This window comes from Streptomyces sp. NBC_01017 (assembly GCF_045162795.1).
GTDB classification, from domain to species: Bacteria; Actinomycetota; Actinomycetes; order Streptomycetales; family Streptomycetaceae; genus Streptomyces; species Streptomyces machairae.
Window position 1 is genome coordinate 1,989,893 of the sequence record NZ_CP108683.1, and the last position, 20,516, is coordinate 2,010,408.

The window sequence follows — 20,516 nt, forward strand, 5'->3', positions numbered from 1 at the left end:
GCCACAGGGTACGGCGGCCTCCTGCCGTACCGAAGCCACCCATCAGGTCAGCTGTTGGCGGCGGCCTTCTTGATCGCCTCGCGGATCCTGGCGTACGTACCGCAGCGGCAGACGTTCTCGATCCGGTCGATGTCCTCGTCCGTCGGCCGGGGCGTCTTCTTCAGCAGCGCGGCCGTGGCCATGATCTGGCCCGGCTGGCAGAAGCCGCACTGGGCGACGTCGCAGTCGAGCCAGGCCTGTTGGACCGGGTGGAGGCGCTCACCGTCGGCCAGGCCCTCGATGGTGGTGACCGCACGGCCGGCGCAGTCGGCGACCGGAACGACGCAGGGCTGGATCTCGTCGCCGTCGAGATGGCTGGTGCAGGCACGGCAGGCGCCCACGCCACAGCCGTACTTGGGGCCGGTGACGTTCAGCAGGTCACGCAGCACCCACAGCAGGGGCATGTCGGCGGGGGCCTCGACGGTGACCCGCTTGCCGTTGAGGGTGAAGGAGTAGGACGGCATCGGTACCTTCTCGGGTGGCTCAGAAGTTGAGGGGGAAACGGCGCGGCTTGGTGCCGGTCGCCCGTGCGTAGGCGTTGGCGACGGCGCCGGACGCGGCCGGGACGCCGAGTTCACCGGCGCCGCCGGGAGCGCGCCGGGAGGGCATGATGTGCGCCTCGAAGTGCTGCGGGGCGTGCCGCTGACGGGCGTAGTGGAAGTCGGCGAAGCTGCTCTCCCGGACGGCGCCCCGGTCGATGTGCAGGCCGGCGCGGAGGATGGTGGAGATGCCGTCGACGGCCGTGCCCATGAGCTGCGCCTCCAGGCCGCGCGGGTTGACTGCCGTTCCCACGTCGGCCGCCATCACCACCTTGGTGACCCGGGGGTTCTTCGGGTCGACGGCGTCGATCTCGACCAGGCAGGCCACACAGGAGTCGTACTCCTCGTGGACCGCGACACCCTGGGCGTGCCCCCGCGGCATGGTCCGGCCCCACTTCCCGACGGTCGCGACCTTGTCCAGTACGGCCCTGACGGTCTTGCTCCGCAGTGTCGTACGGCGGAGGGCCACGGGGTCCTTGCCGAGGCTGCGGGCGACCTCGTCGACGACGATCTCCTCGGCGGTGCGCACCGTGCCGGAGTCCACCGAGCGCCAGGCGCCGAGGGGGATCGCCAGGTCGACCGAGCCCGAGTTCCCGGAGAGACGGCCGAAGTTGTAGAGGCCACTGTCGCTGGGGAGCGGGGCAGCGGCGGGGGCGCGGACGGCCGAGCGTGCGGCGCCTTGAGCGGGACCGACGCCACCTTGAGGGGAACGCAGGCCTACTTGGGTGGGATTCACGCCTCCCTGTGTGGACAGCCCCCGCTCCTCGAAGAACTCGCTGACCGAGGCCGTCGCGTGGGCGAAGGCGACCACCCTGCCCCGCGCATGGCTGGCCCGGATCCGGTGATGGGAGGCCGGGCGCATCCTGCCGTGCCGGATGTCGTCCTCCCTGCTCCACATGAGCTTGACCGGCCGGCGCGCCTTCTTGGAGATCAGAGCCGCCTCGATCGCGGCGTCATGGTTCAGGCGCCGTCCGAACGAGCCGCCGCCGCGCACCACATGGACCTGCACCTTCGACACCGGCAGGCCGAGCCGCGCCGCGATGTCCTCGCGCGCGGACGTCGGGGTCTGGGAGGAGAACCAGATCTCGGCCCGCCCGGCGCGTACGTCCGCCACGGCGGTGAGGACCTCCATCGGCGCGTGGCTGACGAAGGCGAACTCGAACTCGGCCTCGGTCTGCGCCGACCCGCGCGGCGGGTCCCCCAGCTTCGGGACCGCGGCGCGCAGCCGGGAGCGGATGCCGGAGTCGGAGAGGTTCGCCAGCGGGCCGGGCGCCCACTTGATCCGGAGGGCGTCCCTGGCCTGGAAGGCGTGGTGGAAGGTCTCCGCGACCACGGCCACACCACCGTCGATCTGGACGACCGCGTGGACACCGGGCATGGCCCGGGCTGCCGCAGAGTCGACCGAGAGGACCTTCCCGCCGATCGTCGGCGGCCGGGCCACGACCGTCGGCTCGGCCCCGGCCGCCGTGAGGTCTCCGGTGTACTTCGCCTTGCCGGTGATGAGTTCGCGGGCGTCGATCCGGGTCGTCGGGCGCCCGATCACCCGGTGCTTCGACGCCGGCTTCGGATCGGTCGGCACGGTCGGCCGTGTGATCCGGGCGGCGCTCCTGGTCAGCGAGCCGAAGGTGGCCGAGCGCCCGTCCGGTGCGAAGACTCTCGTGCCCCGGGTGCGCAGGGTCCGCGCGGGGACGTGCCAGCGGCGGGCGGCAGCGGTCACCAGCTTGGCGCGGGCGGTGGCGGCCAGCTTCCGCGCCGGTCCGTACAGCGAACTGACCGAACTGGAGCCGCCGGTGAACTGGTTGCCCTCGTTGCGGGCATCCGCGAGCGGGATGTCCACGTCGGCGAGCCGGGCGTCCAGTTCCTCGGCGATCAGCATCGCGACGGCGGTGGTGACGCCCTGGCCGACCTCGACGCGGGGCAGCCGTACGACGACCTTGTTGGCCGGAGTGACCTCCAGGACCAGCATCTCCGCGTCGGTGCCGGTGACCAGGACGTCGGAGGACCGGCGGTCGCCGTCCACGGTTCGCTCGGAGCCCTCCGCACTCGCGGAGTCACAGCCGAGCGGTGCCGCGACGGTCAGAGTGGTCGCCGCGAGCGAATAGACCACGAACTGTCGACGGGACAACTGACGGGCCAACAGGCGCTCCTCTCCGCGAACCGGACTGGTTCGACCTGTATGAGGGGTCGGTGCACCGCGAGGTTGCGTCGGCTGGTCGTTCCTTCGGGCTACGGCGCGAGTTGTGAGAGGTCGGTGCTCCACTCCAGGTGCCGTATGAGATCGTCGTCGCCCGGCCGGTCCGCACTCGCGCCCCGGGGGCCGGGGCCCGACGGGGTGTGGGCACCGCGGGAGATGTTGCCGCTCACGGTGATGTTGTGTTCCACGCGAGGGCGGCGGAGGGTCTCGTAGAGGGACAGCGCGGAGTCGGTGTCCGGGGCGTCCCGCAGCGACTTGGCGAGGACCACGGCGTCCTCCAGCGCCATCGAGGCGCCCTGCCCGGTGGCGGGGGACGCCGCGTGGGCCGCGTCGCCGATGATCAGGGTCCGGCCCGAGCGCCAGGGTGTTCCGGTGGGGAGTTCGGTGGCGTTGGTGACCATGAGGTGGTCGGGGGTGGCTGCTACCAGGTCGGCGGCGGGGGTCGAGTCCTTGCGCAGCAGCGGCAGGAGCAGGTCGCGCCATTGGGCGGGGGTGCCCTGCGCGATGGCGTCGGCGGCCAAAGGCTCGTCGGTGACACGGGCGAACCAGTACGTCTCCCCGTCCGGCGACACCGCGTACCCGAAGGCGACGGAGCTGCCGCGCACCATCGTGATGGTGTCGGGCCGGCCCGGACCGGATGCGGCGCCGGTGTAGCCGTAGAAGACGTACTGCCCGGCGTGGACCGGCCGGGCGTCGGGGGAGATGAGGCGGCGGACGGTGGAGTTGAGGCCGTCGGCCCCGACGAGCAGATCGCCGGTCGCCGTGCTGCCGTCGGCGAAGTGGGCGGTGACGCCGCCCTGGCCTTCGACGACCGACATCAGGCGCGCGCCGTGCCGGATGTCGATGCCGCGGCGCGTGACCTCGGCCTGCAAGGCGGAGTTGAGGTCGCCGCGCCGCAGACAGCGGTACTGCAGGTGCGGCGTGCCGGCCTCGCCGAGCGGCACCTGGGCCAGCTGGGTGCCCGTGTCGTCCAGGACCCGCATCGAGGTCAGCGGGAAGCCGATCGCGGTCACCGCGGCCGAGGCGTCCAGCTGAGCCAGGGCGCGCATGCCGTTGCTCGCCAGCGTGAGGAACGCGCCGATGTCCTCGGCGGAGTCGGGGTGCGCCTCGTACACGACGACGTCGAATCCGGCCTTGTCCAGCGCCAGAGCCGCCCCCGCGCCCGCGATCCCGCCCCCGATGACCAGCACCTGTGCCACGTCGCTCCCCCACTCGTACACACACGACCCCCGTGAGTCGCCCAGGTACTTCATGGAACGTCCGGGCCCCGGCGTCGGTTCCCGCCGAGATCGTCGACCTGGGGTTGCCCCCACCCCGTTCCGGGGGTCGTCCGGCATGTCCCGGACCCACGACACGTGATCGGCTTGTGCGGACGAACTACGGGGAAAGGCATGCAAGTTGAGGAATCGGAACAGTGACGTCATGAGACCGGGCCCGCCCACACGGAGCGGCTCCTCGGACCGGTCCGGCCCCTCGGACCGGCGCGACTACATCGCTCGGCCCAAATACTTCGCCCGGCTCGGATACTTCGCTTGGGTCGTCGGGGTCGCCCAGTTCTTCGTACTGCACGTGGTCGTGGAGTCCGCGTGGCACAGCCCGGTGTACAGCTGGGCCCGGAACAACATCAGCGACCTGGGCAACGTCCACTGCGCCCTGCAGTCGGATCCCGAACCGAGGTACATCTGCTCGCCCGAGCACGGACTGATGAACGGTTCGTTCATCGCGCTCGGCGCACTGCTCGCGGTCGGCGCCGCGCTCACCGGGCCCCTCTGGCGCAAGGGCGCGGCGGGAGTGTCGGCCAGGCTGCTGCTGGCGGGCGGAGGTGTCGGCTTCGTGCTCGCCGGGCTGGCTCCCTCCGACGTCGACGAGAACCAACACGCGCTGGGCGCCCTGCTGGTCATGGGGGCCGGCAATATCGGCCTGACGCTGGCCGGGGCCGGCCTGGCGGGCAGCGTGCCTCGGGCGCTGAGGCGGCTGACCGGGCTGCTGGGAGTCGTCGCGATCACGGCCCTCGGGCTCTTCCTCTCCGAGCGGTACCTGGGCCTCGGCATGGGCGGAATGGAACGAGTGGCGGCATTCCCCATCCTGGTGTGGGCGCTGGTCATCGGCGCTCTCGCCATCTTCCGGTTGATTCCTGCCATCTCTCGCGAGGAATGCAACCATTGACGCCACCCGGGTGTCTCACCAGATATCAGACACTTAGCCTCCCCGGGGGACGCAATGGTACAAAAGCGAACTGCATGGGCGACAGCCGCGCTCATGGGCATCACCTTGGGAGTGGCGGCGGTCCCTGCCGGCGCAGCCCCCGCCCGCACCAGCCAGGCCGCCACGGCCTGCCCCACCGGCTGGGGCAGCCAGGCCGAGACCCGCTCCGCCGCCACGACGGAGTCGGTGACGAACGTCCGGACCGGCCGGCACGCCTGCTTCGACCGCATGGTCGTCGACGTCCCCGGCGCGGGCAGCGGCGACCTGGGCTATTCCGTCCAGTACGTCAGTCGCGTCTATCAGGACGGTTCGGGCAACCACATCGCCGTCGGCGGCGGAGCCGTCCTCGAGGTGCGAGTCACCGCACCCGCCTACGACCCCGACACCGGGAAGCCCACGTATCCCGTGCGAGCCGGTCAGCGTCTCAAGGGCGTGGACCTCACGGGATACCGCACCTTCAGGGACGGCCGGTTCGTCGGCAGCTTCGAAGGGGACACGCAGATCGGGCTCGGCGTCCGGGCGCGGCTGCCGTTCCGGGTGTCGGTGACCGACGGCCGGATCGTGATCGACGTGGCGCACAACTGGACCGGCGCACGCTGAGGACGGTCGGGGGCGGGGATCGATCAGAGCGCCCCGCCCCGCACGGTCTCGCCCCGGCCCGTCCGGACCTGTCCGGCTCCGGCCCGGGGGCCGAGCACAACTTCCCGCTCCCGATCGCAGCATCCCGCTCCCCGATCACGGCATCCCACCCCGGATCCCGGCATCCCGCCCCTGGTACTCCCGCAGTTTCCGGTAGAGGGTCGCCCGGGCGATGCCCAACGCCGCCGCGGCGCGCGCCTTGTTGCCGCCGTGCCGGCGCAGCGCCTCCAGGATCGCGGCGCGTTCGGCGAGCTCCATCGGGCTGAGGTTCCGTCCCGCGGGCCCTTCCCGGACGGGATCGGGCAGTTCGCTCCGCCGCACCGGTCCGCGGACCCGCCGCTGACGCGCCAACGCCCGCACGAGGTGGGCGAGTTCGGTGACGTTGCCGGGCCAGGGATGCCGCTCCAGCGCCCGCAGCGCGTCCAGCGACCAGGTCAGCGGCGGGCTGCCGGGTGCGGGCGCCGGCACGAGGGCGGGCAGCAGCTCCCTGATGTCCTCGGCGCGTTCCCGCAACGCCGGCAGGGTCACCGAGCGGGCCGCGAGGGTGTCGAGGAGGCGCTGGAGGCAGGGGCCGGGTGAGGTTCCGGGCGTGTAGGTGACCACCAGGCGGGCGTCGGGGCGCTCGTCCAGGAGGGAGTTGAGAGCGGCGACGTCGGGCTGAGCGAGCCGTTCGGCGTGCCGCAGCAGCAGAGGCCGGTCACCGGCCCTCCCCCAGCCTTCGGCCGGGGCGGCCCCCGTCTCGCCACGCGCGTCATCCTTGAGGCCGAGTTCGGGTGCTTCGGCGGCGTCCATGACCAAGGGGGCCGTGCCGTCGAGCAGTTCGAGGGCCAGCGTGGTCTTGCCGGTTCCCCGTTCGCCGACGACGAGCAAGGGCCCCGCAGTCCGGGCCAGGGCCGTGGCCCGCGCGACAGCGTGCCGCCACGGCACCGAGTTCCCGGTCAACTCGCTCCCCGGACGCGGCACGGGCTCCGGCACCGGCTCCGCGGAACGTGGCGCGAGTACGGCGACCAGGCCGACGGCGCACCCCGCATGCCGTACCGGAGTGATCTCGACACTGCACCCCGCGTCCTCGGGAAGCGAGACCTCGTACGACTCGCCGGTCCCCCTCCCCCACGCCCGCGCACCCCGCTCAAGCGCCTCCAGCACCTGCGGCGAGGCCAGGCGTGCCGCCGCCTCGCTGATCAGGCGGTTCCGGCCGTCCAGCGCGACGACCGCTCGTTCGCGTCCCGGCGCGGCCCGCTCGTATGCGTCGAGCAGCGCCCGTTCCGCGGTACGCGCGCGTGCCCGCAGTTCGGCCTCCACCGCCGCGGCGGCCGCCTCGGCGAGGGCGGCGCCGGGGTGTGGTCGGCAGCCCGCGCACAGACCGGAGGCGACCGTCACCGTGCCGAGCACCTGTTCCGAATCCGGGGCCAGCAGCGGCACGCTGACCGCGGAGACGTCCTGCCACACGTCGAGGAAGTGCTCGGGTCCGTGCACCTCGGCCCGGCGCCGGGTGCGCAGGGCGAGCGCGGCGCTGTTGTGGCCGACCTCGCGCTCGGACAGGTCGCTGCAGGTGTCGTCGCCGGGGGCGCTGCCGGTCGACCACAGCACCCTCAGCCGTTCGTCCGTGAGCACGAGCGCCGAGCGTCCGGCGTCCAGGGCCGGGGCGATCCGGGCGAGCACCGGACGCGCGGCCTCCAGCAGGGGCGAGTCGACGGGGTGGGCCGACTCCCGTACCGGGCCGTCGAGATCGGGCCGTACGCCGAAGAACCGGGCACGCCGCCAGGCGGCGACGACGTCGTCCGGCACGCCGGCCGGGAGCGGGCGGCCCGACAGGAACCGTTCGCGGGCATGGCGGAGAGGGGCGAGGGCAGGAGGATGTTCCGCGGTGGTCATGGCGCCCCTCACCGTATCCGGGGCGACGCGCACGCGGCGACGGCGGGATGTGCAGCGGAGGTTGTCTCGTATTGAGACACCCATGACCGACCGCGGCACTCCATGATCTTGAAAGGCATGGGTCCGTCCTCGATTCTCGGCGCCTGCCCGAATCCGGGCCAGTCCCCTGGCTCATCTGCTTGCTCACCCCTGACTCGCCCCCTGGAGCTTTCTGTCGTGCACACCGTTGTCGAGACCGACGTACTGATCGTGGGCAGCGGCCCGGCGGGCGCGTCGGCCGCGCTGGCGCTGAGCACCTACGGCGTGCGCAACATGGTCGTCACCCAGTACGCGAGCCTCGCCGACACGCCACGCGCGCACATCACCAACCAGCGGACCATGGAGGTGCTGCGCGACCTGGGCGTCGAGCAGGAGGTCATCGCCAAGGCGACGCCCCAGCACCTGATGGGCAACACGACGTTCTGCACGAGCCTTGCGGGCGACGAGCTCGGCAGGGTGCGCTCCTGGGGCAACGACCCGCTCGTGCAGGCGGCGCACGAGCTGGCCGGCCCGACGCGGATGTGCGACATGCCGCAGCACCTGATGGAGCCGGTGCTGGTGAACGCGGCGGTCGCGCGCGGCACGGACCTCCGGTTCAGCACGGTCTACAAGTCCTTCGTCCAGGACGAGGGCGGCGTCACGGTCACCGTCGAGGACCGGCTGCGCGGCGACGAGTACGCGATTCGCGCCAAGTACCTGATCGGCGCCGACGGCGGCCGTTCCAAGGTCGCCGAGGACGCCGGGCTGCCGATGGGCGGACAGATGGGCGTCGCGGGCAGCATCAACATCGTCTTCGACGCGGACCTGAGCAAGTACACCGCGCACCGCCCCTCCACCCTGTACTGGGTCCTCGCGCCCGGCGCCACGGTCGGCGGCATCGGCGCGGGCCTGGTGCGCTGCGTACGGCCCTGGAACGAGTGGCTGATCGTGTGGGGCTACGACGTGACGGCCGGCGCCCCGGACCTAACCGAGGAGTACGCCCTGTCCGTCGTACGCCAGTTGGTCGGCGACGACGGGATTCCGGTGACCATCAAGTCGTCCTCGGCGTGGACGGTCAACGAGATGTACGCGGAGACCTATGCCAACGGCCGGGTCCTCTGCGCCGGTGACGCCGTGCACCGCCACCCGCCGTCCAACGGGCTCGGCTCCAACACCTCCATCCAGGACTCCCACAACCTGGCCTGGAAGCTGAAGCTCGTCCTCGACGGCGTCGCCTCGCCGCGACTCCTCGACACCTACGACGCCGAGCGCGCTCCGGTCGGCAGGCAGATCGTCACCCGCGCCAACAAGTCCATAGCCGAGACCGCCCCGATCTTCGAGGCGCTCGACGGGCTGTCGCCGCAGACGCCCGGGCAGTTGTGGGCCAACATCGCCGCCCGCAAGGACACCACCGAGGCGGCGGCCGGGCAGCGGGCCGCGCTGCGCGAGGCGATCGCCTTCAAGGCGTACGAGTTCAACGCGCACGGCGTCGACCTCAACCAGCGCTACACCTCCGAGGCGGTCGTCCCCGACGGCACGCCCGACCCCGGCTTCACCCGCGATCCCGAACTGCACCACCAGCCCTCCTCCCGCCCCGGCGCCAAGCTCCCGCACGCCTGGATCACCTCCGGGACCCGGACCCTGTCCACCCTCGACACGGTCGGCAAGGGCCGCTTCACCCTGCTCACCGGCATCGGCGGCGAGACGTGGCTGCGGGCGGCCGAGGCGCAGCCCCTCGACATCGCCACGGTCGTCATCGGACCGGGCCGGGAGTTCGAGGACCCCTACGGCGACTGGGCCGGCCTGAGCGAGATCTCCGACGCGGGCGCGCTCCTCGTACGCCCCGACGGGTATGTGGCGTTCCGGCACGCCGACGCGGCCGTGGACGCGGAACGGTTGCTCACCGACGCACTGCGGCGGATTCTCGGGCACGGTTGAGATGGACGTCCAGGAAGCCGAAGAAGGACTGGAAGCCGAAGTAGGACATGAAGCCGCGGGACGGGCAGCCGCACGACAAGAAGCCCGGGAAGGAGCCGACATGACCGGTGACGCGCCGGACACGGTCACCGACGAGGTCGTCGCGAGTCTGCGGGGCACGGACGACCCCCGCCTGCGGGAGCTGCTGACCGGCCTGATCCGGCATCTGCACGCCTTCGCCCGGGAGTCGCGGCTGACGCAGGAGGAGTGGGAGCGGGCGGTCGGGTTCCTGACGGCGACCGGGCAGGCGTGCACGCGGACCCGGCAGGAGTTCATCATGCTGTCGGACGTGCTCGGCCTGTCGATGCTCCTCGAGACGATCAACGAGCGGCACGGTCCCGGCGCCACCGAGTCGACGGTCCTCGGTCCGTTCCACATGACCGAGTCGCCGGTGCGCGCGCTCGGCGCGAACATCGACCTGGTCGGCGATGGCGAGCCGTGCGTGGTCAGCGGGCGCGTGCTGTCGCGGGACGGCGGCCCGCTGCCCGGCGCGGTCGTCGACGTGTGGCAGGCCGACGGCAACGGCTTCTACGACGTGCAGCAGCCGGACGTTCAGCCTCCGGGCAACGGCCGCGGCCTGTTCATCGCGGACGGCGAGGGACGGTTCCGGTTCCGTACGTGCGTGCCGAGCCCGTACCCGATCCCGACGGACGGACCGGTCGGCGCGCTGCTGCGGGCCACCGGACGGCACCCCTACCGGCCCGCGCACATCCACTTCATCGTCTCGGCCGACGGACACACCCCGGTGACCACGCACATCTTCGTGGCGGGCAGCGACTACCTGGACTCGGACGCGGTGTTCGCCGTCAAGCCGGGCCTCGTCACCGACTTCGCCCCGGTCGACGACCCGTCTGCGGCACGGGAGTTCGGCGTGCCGAACCCGTTCCGGCACGCCCGCTTCGACCTCGTACTGGAGCGGTCGTGAACGACGCCCTCGACTTCTCCTACGACGCCCTGCCCGTCCGGGTCGTCTTCCGGCCCGGGGCCGCGGTGTCCGCGACGCCGGGCGAGGTCGAGCGGCTGGGGTTGCGGCGGGTGCTGGTGGTCTGCGGGGCGCGGGGCGCGGACATCGCGCGGGCGGTCGCCGACGCGCTCGGCCCGGCCTGCGTCGGTGTGCACGACCGGGCGCGGATGCACGTCCCCGTCGAGGTCGCCGACGTGGCCGTCCAGGCGGCTCGCGCGGCGGGCGCCGACGGGTGCGTCGCGGTGGGCGGCGGCTCGTCGATCGGGCTCGGCAAGGCGATCGCCCTGCGCACCGGACTGCCGCTGATCGCGGTGCCCTCCACGTACTCGGGCTCGGAGATGACCCCCGTCTGGGGCCTGACCGAGCACGGGGCCAAGCGGACCGGCCGCGACCCGAAGGTGCTGCCCCGCAGTGTGGTCTACGACCCCGAGCTCACCCTCTCCCTGCCCGTGCCCCTCTCCGTGACCAGCGGAATCAACGCGCTCGCACACGCCGTCGAGGCCCTGTACGCCCCTGACACCTCGCCCCTCGTCGCGCTGATGGCCGAGGAGGGCGTTCGGGCGATGGCGCGGGCGCTCCCGGCGGTGGCCGAGGAGCCGGCGTCGACGGCCGCACGCGGTCGCGCGCTGTACGGGGCCTGGCTGTGCGGGTCCTGCCTGGGCGCCACCACCATGGGCCTGCACCACAAGCTGTGCCATGTCCTGGGCGGCAGCTTCGGCCTCCCGCACGCCGAGACGCACACGGTGGTCCTGCCGTACGCCCTGGCCCACAACGCGCCCGCCGCCCCGGACGCGGCCGCCACCGTGGCCCGCGCCCTGGACGCGGCCGACGCTCCGACGGCCCTGTGGGAACTGGCGGGACGCCTCGGCGCGCCCCGCTTGCTCGCCGAACTGGGCCTCGCCGAGGCCGACTTGGCGGCGGCTGCCGCGCAGACTGCCGGCCAGGCGTACCCCAACCCCCGCCCGGTCACCGCCGACGGCGTACTCGCGCTGCTGCGGGCGGCGTACGAGGGCGTGGCGCCGGTCTCAGGCGCCCACTGACGTCCCTCGCCGACCTCACCTCAGCGCCCACTGACACACCCCCTGCCCCCCACGCTCGAAGATCCCCCCACGACGGAAGAAAGGTGATCAGCATGCCCCTCGGTCTACTCAGGAGCCGAAACTCCCGAGGGAGTCGACGCTCGCGAGGAGCGCCGGGAATCCCGTTGCCCGTGCCGGCCGGTGCAGGCGTCGTGGGCCGTGAGGTCGTGGACCCGGTCGGGCTGCCGATGCGCGGCGCCGACGTGACCGTGACGGCGATGGATTCGCACGAGGTCGTGGCGTCCGGTACGACGGACCCGTACGGCCTCTTCTTCGCCGCGCTCCCGCCGGGCCGCTACAGCCTCATGATCACGGCCGAGGGGCTGACACCGCACCGGGAGTCGCTGGACGTCGTCGCCGATGCGCCGCAGCCCGCCGCGCGGGTCCAGCTGATGTCGGGCCGGCAGCTGGAACTGCCGACTGCGGGCACCTGGCTGTTCGACCCGCCGCACACGGCGATCCGGTTCATCGCCAAGCACGTCGGCATGGCCCATGTCCACGGCCGCTTCGAGCGGTTCACCGGCGGCATACGGGTGGCGCCCGACATGGCCGATTCCCAGGTGTCGGTGCGCATCGAGGCGGCCGGCATCACCACGGGCAACAACACCCGGGACAACCATCTGCGTTCGGCCGACTTCCTGGACGTCGAGCGCTACCCGTACATCGACTTCACCAGCACCCGTTTCGCCTTCCGCGGCGGCGCCAAGTGGACACTGCAGGGGTCGCTCACCATGCACGGCGTGAGCCGCTCGGTGGAGCTGGACACCACCTACCTGGGGTCGGTCAACGGCGGCTACGGCGAGGAGTTGCGGTGTGCGGCGCTGGCCAGGGCGGAGCTGCACCGCGAGGACTTCACCCTGAACTGGCGCAGCATGCTGGCCCGCGGAATCGCGGTGGTCGGGCCGACGGTCCAGCTGGAGCTGGACGTCCAGGCGATGTACCGCACGCACGACACGCCGACCCCTCCCGACTAGGCCAGGATGGCCGAGAGGTACCTCACGCCCCGGTTACGAATTGCTCAACCTCTGGTTGCGACGCGGTGATCGGGTGACTATGGGGGCATGACACTGGCCCAGCGCGCCATGAAGCAACTGGAAGTCTGGCCCGATCTGAGTTCGGGCCCGGCCAGTTGCGGTGCAGGGCGGGCACTGCGCTCCGTCCAAAGCGAGATCGTGCACTTCCACTCCGACCATGACGTGGACCTGCACCTGACGGTGTCGGCCATCCGACGTTTCCACGCCGACCTCCAGGAGTCCACCGCGATCAGGCTGGTCCCCGGCTCGGGCTGGGTGACGGTGCATCTCGACTGCGACACGGACGTCGATCTGCTGATGAGCCTGGTCAGCGCCGCGCTCAAGGCCCACCAGAGCGTGCCGTCCCCTGCCGGGAAGCGTCCGGCAGGGGACGAGTGCAACTTCCGCCGGGTCACGGTGCTGCCCCGCCGTTAGAGCCTAGGAATCGTCCTCCCCCGCCTCCAGCAGGCCCGCGGCCGCGCCGACGATCCGGGGGTCGGCGGTACCGACGACTTCCTCGTCCTTGTCGTTGTAGTCGAAGCAGGCCAGCACCCTGCGCATCGCCTCGACGCGCGCCCGCTTCTTGTCGTTGCTCTTCACCACGGTCCAGGGCGTGTGCTCGGTGTCCGTCTCGCGGAACATGGCCACCTTGGCGGCGGTGTAGTCGTCCCAGCGGTCCAGCGACGCCAGGTCCATCGGGCTGAGCTTCCACTGCCGTACGGGGTCGACCTGGCGGATGGTGAACCGGGTGCGCTGCTCGCCCTGGGACACCGAGAACCAGAACTTGATCAGGTCGACTCCGTCGTCGACGAGCATGCGCTCGAAGGCAGGCGCCTGCCGCATGAAGCGCCGGTACTCGTCATCCGTACAGAAGCCCATCACCCGTTCCACGCCGGCCCGGTTGTACCAGGACCGGTCGAACAGCACGATCTCGCCCGCGGTGGGCAGATGCTCGACGTACCGCTGGAAGTACCACTGCCCGCGCTCCCGCTCGGTCGGCTTCTCCAGCGCCACTACCCGGGCGCCGCGCGGATTGAGGTGCTCGGTGAACCGCTTGATCGTGCCGCCCTTGCCGGCCGCGTCGCGCCCCTCGAAGACGATGACGAGCCGGCGGCCTGTCTCCTTGATCCAGCTCTGCAGCTTCAGCAGTTCTATCTGCTGCAGGCGCTTGTGCCACTCGTACTCCGGGCGCTCCATGCGCTTGTCGTACGGGTAGTTCTCGCGCCACGTGTCCACCGGACTTCCGTCCGGCCGGATCAGCACGGGGTCGTCCTGGTCGGTGTAGTCGACGCGCAACCCTGACAGCAGTTCGGTGTCCATGCATACCCATGAGAGCGAGCGCTTTCATACGGGCGGCGAACCCCAGGCAAAGATCACGTAACTCCCGGAACGGATCACCGTGATCCGGCCTCGACCAGCCGGGCGAGGTTCGCAAGCGCCATCCGCGTACCGGTCTCGTTGTCCGCGGCCGGCACCACGTCGGGGATTCCCTCGTGCACGACGAGGACGTCCGTGCCGCCCTCGGCGTCGGTGAGGGTGGTGGTCATCGTCATCAGGCCGCGCAGGGCGGGGTCGTCGGTCTCGAACTCGACCTCCTCGACGACCTGCTCGTCCGGCACGAGCCGCACGAAGCGGCCGTGGTAGGTGTCGGTGTGTGCGTCCGACTTCCCGGCGCCGGTCGGCAGGTCATAGGTGAGCGAGACCCGGAACGCCCCGCCTTCGCGCCCGTCGAACTCGTGCACATGCCCGGTCATGCCGTCCGGGACCCGCCACTTCTCGACGGCGTCAGCGTCCAGCAGTGCCCGGTAGACGGCCGCGCGCGAGGCGTTCACATGCCAGGAGACCCGCGTCGAGTGCATGGCCTCACGATAGTGGCGGGTCTGCGGGTCGGGGCGACTCCCAAGAGGCCAGTGCGCGCATCGCCGCCGCCGTCCGCGTGAACCCGTCCTCGCCCAGCAGCGCCCGCGCCTCGGCGTTGAACCGGTCGACCTCCGGCTGCGCGGCGTCGAGTGCGGCGGCCCCGTCGCCGGTCAACTCCAGCACCACGGCGCGGTGTTGCCGCGGATGCGCCCTTCTGGCGACCAGATCCGCCGCGGTGAGGCGGCCGACCAGCCCGGTGACGGCGGACTCGCGCAGCCCGAGGGCGCGGGCCAGCGCCTGCTGGGTGATGCCCGGCTCGTCACGGATCGCGAACAGTGCGCCGAGCTGGGCCGTGGTGATCCCGGCGGTGGCCAGCAGGCGCCGGTCGGTGGCGGTGCGCAGTTGGTGCGCCGCCCGCTGGAGCAGGAAGAACAGTCGCTGATCGGGCTCGGGCATGGACCGATGTTGACAGACGGTACGGCGCGGCACCATTCTCACTTCACTAGTGAAGTGACTTACGATGACGGTGGACGGTGGTCTCGTGGACAACACCCTCGACCTGCCCCTTGCCCGCAAGGTGCTGGCCTCCCAACCCTTCAGCGTGCTGCTGGGTGCCCGGCTGACGGCCTTCGGCGACGGCGAGGCGACCCTCGAACTGGACCTCCGTGAGGATCTGCTGCAGCAGCACGGCTTCGCCCACGGCGGTCTGCTCGGCTACGCGGCGGACAACGCGCTGTCGTTCGCCGCGGGCGCCGCGGTCGGCTCCGGTGTGATGACCGCCGGTTTCACCATCGACTTCCTGCGCCCCGCGAAGGGCGAGACCCTGCGCGCCCATGCCCGGGTGATCCGGGCCGGCCGTACGCGTGCGGTGTGCCGCTGCGATCTGACGACGGTCGCCGCCGACGGCACCACGACCCTGTGCGCCGTGGCCCAGGGCACCATCGCGGTCACCGAACCGGCCCGGGACAGCGAGCGCGACGCGCCCTGACCATGATCTGACGGCACCCGGCGAGGTTCAGCGCACGAGGCAGGGCCGCTTCGCGTCGAAGGTCCAGCCGTCGATCAGGTACCGCATGCCGACGGCGTCGTCCCGGCCCGACAGTGCCTTCTCCTCGTGGAGCTCGTGTGCTGCCAGGAGCCGGTCCATGTCCAGCCGGATGCCGAGTCCGGGCGTGTCCGGTACGGCGACCTCGCCGCCGGCGATCCTCGGCGGCTCCGCGGTGAGCCGCTCCAGCCCCTCCTGCCAGATCCAGTGCGTGTCCAGGGCGTTGTACTCGCCGGGTGCTGCCGCACCGCAGTGGGCCATCATCGCCAGGGAGATGTCGAAGTGGTTGTTCGAGTGGCAGCCCCAGGTCAGCCCCATCGCGTTGCACAGCTGGGCGACGCGCACCGAGCCCTGCATGGTCCAGAAGTGCGGGTCGGCGAGCGGGATGGACACCGACTGCAGGGCCAGGGCGTGGGTCAGCTGACGCCAGTCCGTGGCGATCATGTTGGTCGCCGTGGGCAGCCCGGTCGCCCGGCGGAACTCCGCGAGGATCTCGCGCCCCGAATAGCCGTCCTCGGCCCCGCAGGGGTCCTCGGCATAGGCGAGGGTGCCCAGGAGCGGACGACACAGCTCGACCGCCTCGCGCAGCGACCAGGCGCCGTTCGGGTCGAGGGTGATCCGCGCCTCGGGGAAGCGGTCCTTGAGCGCGGTGACGGCCTTGACCTCCTGCGCGCCGGGCAGGACTCCGCCCTTGAGCTTGAAGTCACGGAAGCCGTAGTGGTCGTAGGTGGCCTCGGCCTGCCGGACGATCGCCTCGGGGGTCAGTGCCTCCTCGTGCCGGATGCGGTACCAGTCGACGTCCGCGTCCGGGGCTCGGACGTGGTCCAGGTCGGTCCGGTCCGGGTCGCCGACGTAGAAGAGGTAGCCGAGTACCCGTACGGAGTCGCGCTGTTGCCCGTCGCCGAGGAGGGCGGCGACCGGGACTTCGAGGTGCTGGCCGAGCAGGTCGAGAAGGGCCGACTCGACGGCGGTGACCGCGTGGACGGTGGTGCGCAGGTCGTAGGTCTGGGCGCCGCGACCGCCCGTGTCGCGGTCGGCGAAGGCGGACTCGATGGCACGCAGGACGCGCTTGTAGTCACCCACGCGCGCGCCGACGACGAGGCGTTCGGCGTCGCGCAGGGTCCGGGTGATCTTCTCGCCGCCGGGCACCTCACCGAGCCCCGTACGCCCTTCGGAGTCCTCGATGACGACGACGTTGCGGGTGAAGTACGGGGCATGCGCGCCGGAGAGGTTGAGGAGCATCGAGTCGTGGCCGGCGACCGGATAGACGGCGAAGCTGGTGACGACGGGCTGGGTCATGGCTGGCGGATGCCGTTCTCGTGAGGAGGAAGGTCGGTCAGATGCTGAGGGCGTCGAGGACCGGTTCCAGGACCAGGACACCACCCAGCCCGAGGAGTGCGAGCACCGTCGTGTACGTGGTGCGCGCCTTGATCGCGTCGAGGACGGACAGGTTGAAGTACTCCTTGAACATCCAGAATCCCGGGTCGTTGACGTGGGAGAAGGCGATCGAGCCGCAGGAGACGGCGAGCACCATCACCTCGGGGTGGACGCCACTGCCGGCGAGCAGGGGCAGCGCCACACCGGAGGCGGTGACGACGGCGACGGTCGCGGAGCCGAGGGCGATGCGGAGGATGGCCGCGATCAGCCAGGCCAGGAGGATCGGGGAGATCGACCAGCCGTCGGTGGCGTCCTTGATGTAGTCGGAGATGCCGCCCTCGACGAGGACGTTCTTGAAGGCGCCGCCCGCGCCGATGACGAGCAGGATCATCGCCATCGCCTGGGCGGCCTCCTTGCACGAGGCGCTGACCTCGGCGAGGCTGCGGCCGATGCGCGGGCCGAACGCCCAGATCGCCACGAGCAGGGTGAGCAGCAGGGCGATCGGCGCGGATCCGATGAACGCGATGAAGTGCAGCAGGCCGTTGTCGCCGGAGGCGGCGAGGTCGGTCACCGCGGCGCCGGCGATGAGGACGACGGGCAGCAGGGCGACGGACAGCGACCAGCCCATGCCGGGCATCTCGTCGTCCTCGAAGACACGGTCGCTGACCAGGCCCTTGGGGATGGACGGGTTCATCGCCCGGACGAACGGGAGGCGCGGCCACAGCAGGGCGATGAACGCGCCGACCGGGACGGCGATGAACAGGCCGTAGAACAAGGTGAGTCCGACGGACGCGTGGAAGGTGGCGGCCACCGCGGTGGGGCCCGGGTGGGGCGGCAGGAAGCTGTGCATGGTGGACAGGGCGATCGACATGGGCAGCCCCACCCACAGCAGGTTGGCCCGGGTGACCCGGACGAGGGTGAAGGCGATCGGCACGATGATGACGAAGGCCACCTCGTAGAACATCGTGACGCCGATGAGCATGGCCGTCAGCACCATGGCCACCTGCACCCAGCGTGGCCCGCACACGTCGAGAAGCCGGCCGGCTATTCGCTGGGCGGCGCCGGAGTCCCCCATCACCCGGCCGACCATGGCACCGAGCCCGATGGTGAGCATGGTGTCGCCGATCTGGTCGCCGATGCCCTCGGCGAGGACGTCCGGGATCTTCTCCAGCCCGATCCCCTGGACCAGGCCGACGCCCACCGCCACCAGGAGCAGGGCGGCGAAGCCGTTCAGCCGGAGTTTGGTCATCAGGACGAGCAGGACCAGGACGCTGATCCCGACCACCACGAGCGGCATATGTCAGTTCTCCTTTGAACGCCGGCCGCCTACGTTCACCCCGCTGAACGGGGTCCTCAAATGAAGACGTCGTCTACATATGAAGACGGAGATTATGTTCATGGATGGTCAAGGTCAATGGGTCTGCACCCGTTGATTCACTCGGTGTGATTCACGCGGCCTGATTCACCCGGTGTGATTCACTCGGCGTCCCGTGCGGCCCGCCAGCCGCTCCAGCGCACGACGGTGATCGCGATCACCGGCCCTGCGGGCGGCCGTCCCTCGTAGTGGCGGGGGTACTTCTGCCGCAGCGACTCGACGGCGGCGGCGTACTCGTCACGCGCTGCCCCGTCGGCCGCGTCCGGCGGCAGAATCCGGGCGTCGCCGTCCGCCCTGACCCACCACAGGCGGTCCCAGTCGTCGTCGTACACGTCCGCCAGCAGGCAGACGGCCGGGTGCCCGGCGATGTTGTGCAGCCGCCTGAGCCGCTGGGAGCGCTTCGGCTTGTGGTCGACGGCGGTGACGATCTCGTCGCCGCGCAGCGCGAACACGACCGGGACCAGATGCGGGCGGCCCTCCGGATCGACCGTCGCCAGCCGAGCCACCGGCGCCCCGGCGAACCGGCTGCGCGCCTCGGCCCGTTCCATGTCCGGCATCTCGGCTCCCTCCGCCCCGGCGGTACGCCGCGCCCTGAGACGGGTACCCCTATCCGTGTGGCCCTGAGCGGCCCGGACGGCATGAGCGGATCAGGTGGTGCCGATGGTCGGCGACACGGACGACGACATCCAGACCCGGCGGAGCGGTGGAAGCGGCCATCGGGCGGTGCCGCACCCGGACGACGTACGGATCGAGGCCTGGGGCGTGAGCCGGGAGCGCTGCCTGGTGGAGGCGGCGCTGGGCATGGTGGAGTGCTTCGCCGACGTGACGGCGGTACGGCCCACCTCCATGGAACGGGTGCGGCTCGCCGCGGAGGACGACGAACGGCTGCTGAGCGCCCTGCTCGACGAGGTCGCCCTCCGGCTGGACGCGGACGGCCGGGTGCCCGTCGACCTGGAGGCCACCACCTCGGACGGCGCCCTCGACGTACGGCTCGCGCTCGCCGACCTGACGGACGTGCGGGCCACCGGCGCCTCCCCGAAGGGCGTCTCCTGGCACGGGCTGCACATCGGGCCGGATCCGTACGGGTGGTCGTGCGCGGTGACCGTGGACGTGTGAGAGCGCCGCCCACAGGAAGGGCAGGCCCCTCGTCGCCCCCGTACCCCCGTACGGTGGAGACATGAGCGGCGGCACGGTGACGCTGTTCGTCTGTGGTGACGTGATGCTCGGACGCGGCGTCGACCAGATCCTGGCCCGGCCCGGCGACCCGACGCTGCGGGAGGGGTACGTCACGGACGCCCGCTCCTACGTGAGCATGGCGGAGGCGGTGAACGGACCGATCCCGGCGCCCGTCGACCCGTCGTGGCCGTGGGGCGAGGCGCTGGGGCTGCTGGAGTCGGGCGGTCCGGACGTGCGGATCGTCAATCTGGAGACGTCGGTGACGCGCAGCGACGCGTTCGAGCCCGGCAAGGCGGTCCACTACCGCATGCATCCGGACAACCTGCCGGCCCTCACCGTCGCCCGGCCCGACGTGTGCGTCCTGTCCAACAACCACGTGCTCGACTTCGGCCGCGCGGGCCTGGAGGAAACCCTCGACGTGCTCCACGGAGCGGGTCTGCGCACGGCTGGCGCGGGGCGGAGCGCCGAGGAGGCGTACGCGCCCGTGGCACTCCCGCTCCCCCACGGCGGCCGCGTGCTCGTCTTCGCCCTCGGCGCCGGCAGCAGCGGCGTCCCCGCGGTCTGGGCGGCGACGGCGGACCGGCCCGGCGTCGCCCACGTTCCCGAGTTGTCGCCGACCGCGGCCGCCGAAGCGGTACGGCACATAGGGCAGGTGAAGCGGGCCGACGACCTCGTGGTCGTGTCCGTGCACTGGGGATCCAACTGGGGCTACCCCGTCCCCCGGGACCAGCGCCGTTTCGCGCACGCCCTGGTGGACGGCGGCGCCGATGTCGTCCACGGTCACTCCTCGCACCATCCCCGCCCCGTCGAGGTGCACCGCGGCCGGCTGATCCTGCACGGCTGCGGCGACTTCATCGACGACTACGAGGGCATCCCGGGATACGAGCAGTACCGCGACGACCTGCACCTCGCCTGCTTCGTGACGGTGGCGGCGGACACGGGCGAACTCATCGGGTTGCGCATGGTGCCGCTGCTCGCCCGCCGCATGCGCCTGGAGCCCGCCCCGCCCGAGGACCGCACGTGGCTGCACGCCACCCTCGACGGCATCAGTCACGGCGTCCACCTCGCACTCGAAGCGGACGGCGCGCTCACCCTGACGAAGCCCGTCGCCCGAGCCGCCCGCTGAACGGCCCGCTCCCGC

Annotated in this window: 20 protein-coding genes; 10 read left to right on the forward strand and 10 right to left on the reverse strand. The window is 71.7% G+C overall.

Annotated features, from left to right (window positions below):
• Nucleotides 1-47: 47 nt before the first annotated feature.
• The 3 genes from OG331_RS09265 to OG331_RS09275 all read right to left on the reverse strand — a co-directional run bounded on the left by OG331_RS09265 (nt 48) and on the right by OG331_RS09275 (nt 3,971).
• The gene (locus OG331_RS09265) at nt 48-503 is read right to left on the reverse strand and encodes a (2Fe-2S)-binding protein (RefSeq protein ID WP_406193842.1); all 456 of its coding nucleotides are present in this window, start codon (nt 501-503) and stop codon (nt 48-50) included.
• A 19-nt stretch (nt 504-522) separates the two neighbouring features.
• Nucleotides 523-2,685, reverse strand: coding sequence for a molybdopterin cofactor-binding domain-containing protein (locus OG331_RS09270; RefSeq protein WP_406209870.1), 2,163 nt, complete (start codon nt 2,683-2,685; stop codon nt 523-525).
• Nucleotides 2,686-2,804: 119 nt separating this feature from the next.
• Nucleotides 2,805-3,971 (reverse strand): FAD-dependent oxidoreductase, encoded by a 1,167-nt coding sequence (locus tag OG331_RS09275; protein ID WP_406193844.1) that lies wholly within the window; start codon nt 3,969-3,971, stop codon nt 2,805-2,807.
• A 223-nt stretch (nt 3,972-4,194) separates the two neighbouring features.
• Between OG331_RS09275 and OG331_RS09280 the strand changes: the two genes are divergently transcribed.
• Together OG331_RS09280 and OG331_RS09285 are read left to right on the forward strand one after the other, a co-directional pair.
• Nucleotides 4,195-4,938 carry a DUF998 domain-containing protein gene (locus OG331_RS09280; RefSeq protein ID WP_406193846.1) on the forward strand — a complete coding sequence of 248 codons (744 nt, stop codon included), beginning with the start codon at nt 4,195-4,197 and terminating at the stop codon, nt 4,936-4,938.
• 93 nt (nt 4,939-5,031) lie between these two features.
• The gene (locus tag OG331_RS09285; RefSeq protein WP_406193848.1) at nt 5,032-5,577 is read left to right on the forward strand and encodes a hypothetical protein; all 546 of its coding nucleotides are present in this window, start codon (nt 5,032-5,034) and stop codon (nt 5,575-5,577) included.
• Between the two features lie 135 nt (nt 5,578-5,712).
• On the opposite strand, the gene OG331_RS09290 is transcribed toward OG331_RS09285, so the two are convergent.
• On the reverse strand, nt 5,713-7,491 hold the full coding sequence (locus OG331_RS09290) for a helix-turn-helix domain-containing protein (protein ID WP_406193850.1): 1,779 nt from the start codon (nt 7,489-7,491) through the stop codon (nt 5,713-5,715).
• Between the two features lie 216 nt (nt 7,492-7,707).
• Here OG331_RS09290 and OG331_RS09295 point away from each other — a divergent pair, with 216 nt between their 5' ends.
• The 5 genes from OG331_RS09295 (at nt 7,708) to OG331_RS09315 (ending at nt 12,977) form a co-directional block, all read left to right on the forward strand.
• Entirely contained in the window at nt 7,708-9,447 is a 1,740-nt protein-coding gene (locus tag OG331_RS09295; protein WP_406193852.1) for an FAD-dependent oxidoreductase, read from the forward strand.
• Nucleotides 9,448-9,547: 100 nt separating this feature from the next.
• A complete protein-coding gene (locus tag OG331_RS09300; RefSeq protein WP_406193854.1) occupies nt 9,548-10,411 on the forward strand; it encodes an intradiol ring-cleavage dioxygenase in 864 nt (287 codons plus the stop codon).
• The gene (locus OG331_RS09305) at nt 10,408-11,490 is read left to right on the forward strand and encodes a maleylacetate reductase (RefSeq protein ID WP_406193856.1); all 1,083 of its coding nucleotides are present in this window, start codon (nt 10,408-10,410) and stop codon (nt 11,488-11,490) included. Before OG331_RS09300 ends, OG331_RS09305 begins: the two co-directional genes overlap by 4 nt.
• A 92-nt stretch (nt 11,491-11,582) precedes the next feature.
• Nucleotides 11,583-12,503: a YceI family protein gene (locus OG331_RS09310; protein WP_406193858.1), complete on the forward strand. Its 921-nt coding sequence runs from the start codon at nt 11,583-11,585 to the stop codon at nt 12,501-12,503.
• A gap of 87 nt (nt 12,504-12,590) precedes the next feature.
• Entirely contained in the window at nt 12,591-12,977 is a 387-nt protein-coding gene (locus OG331_RS09315) for a luciferase family protein (RefSeq protein WP_406193860.1), read from the forward strand.
• 3 nt (nt 12,978-12,980) lie between these two features.
• On the opposite strand, the gene ppk2 is transcribed toward OG331_RS09315, so the two are convergent.
• The 3 genes from ppk2 to OG331_RS09330 all read right to left on the reverse strand — a co-directional run bounded on the left by ppk2 (nt 12,981) and on the right by OG331_RS09330 (nt 14,858).
• Nucleotides 12,981-13,862: a polyphosphate kinase 2 gene (ppk2, locus tag OG331_RS09320; RefSeq protein WP_406193862.1), complete on the reverse strand. Its 882-nt coding sequence runs from the start codon at nt 13,860-13,862 to the stop codon at nt 12,981-12,983.
• A gap of 74 nt (nt 13,863-13,936) precedes the next feature.
• Entirely contained in the window at nt 13,937-14,401 is a 465-nt protein-coding gene (locus OG331_RS09325; RefSeq protein ID WP_406193864.1) for an SRPBCC domain-containing protein, read from the reverse strand.
• Between the two features lie 4 nt (nt 14,402-14,405).
• The gene (locus OG331_RS09330; protein WP_406193866.1) at nt 14,406-14,858 is read right to left on the reverse strand and encodes a MarR family winged helix-turn-helix transcriptional regulator; all 453 of its coding nucleotides are present in this window, start codon (nt 14,856-14,858) and stop codon (nt 14,406-14,408) included.
• A gap of 85 nt (nt 14,859-14,943) precedes the next feature.
• Between OG331_RS09330 and OG331_RS09335 the strand changes: the two genes are divergently transcribed.
• A complete protein-coding gene (locus tag OG331_RS09335) occupies nt 14,944-15,390 on the forward strand; it encodes a PaaI family thioesterase (RefSeq protein ID WP_406193868.1) in 447 nt (148 codons plus the stop codon).
• A gap of 27 nt (nt 15,391-15,417) precedes the next feature.
• On the opposite strand, the gene OG331_RS09340 is transcribed toward OG331_RS09335, so the two are convergent.
• From OG331_RS09340 to OG331_RS09350, 3 genes are all read right to left on the reverse strand, one after another.
• Nucleotides 15,418-16,746 carry an enolase C-terminal domain-like protein gene (locus OG331_RS09340; protein WP_406193870.1) on the reverse strand — a complete coding sequence of 443 codons (1,329 nt, stop codon included), beginning with the start codon at nt 16,744-16,746 and terminating at the stop codon, nt 15,418-15,420.
• A gap of 37 nt (nt 16,747-16,783) precedes the next feature.
• Nucleotides 16,784-18,121: a gluconate:H+ symporter gene (locus OG331_RS09345; RefSeq protein WP_406193872.1), complete on the reverse strand. Its 1,338-nt coding sequence runs from the start codon at nt 18,119-18,121 to the stop codon at nt 16,784-16,786.
• A 179-nt stretch (nt 18,122-18,300) separates the two neighbouring features.
• Entirely contained in the window at nt 18,301-18,756 is a 456-nt protein-coding gene (locus OG331_RS09350) for a TIGR03668 family PPOX class F420-dependent oxidoreductase (RefSeq protein WP_406193874.1), read from the reverse strand.
• 103 nt (nt 18,757-18,859) lie between these two features.
• On the opposite strand from OG331_RS09350, the gene OG331_RS09355 reads away from it, so the two are divergent.
• Together OG331_RS09355 and OG331_RS09360 are read left to right on the forward strand one after the other, a co-directional pair.
• Complete coding sequence (locus OG331_RS09355) at nt 18,860-19,315, forward strand: archease (protein WP_406193876.1); 456 nt, start codon at nt 18,860-18,862, stop codon at nt 19,313-19,315.
• A gap of 61 nt (nt 19,316-19,376) precedes the next feature.
• The gene (locus OG331_RS09360; protein WP_406193878.1) at nt 19,377-20,501 is read left to right on the forward strand and encodes a CapA family protein; all 1,125 of its coding nucleotides are present in this window, start codon (nt 19,377-19,379) and stop codon (nt 20,499-20,501) included.
• The last annotated feature ends 15 nt before the right edge of the window (nt 20,502-20,516 follow it).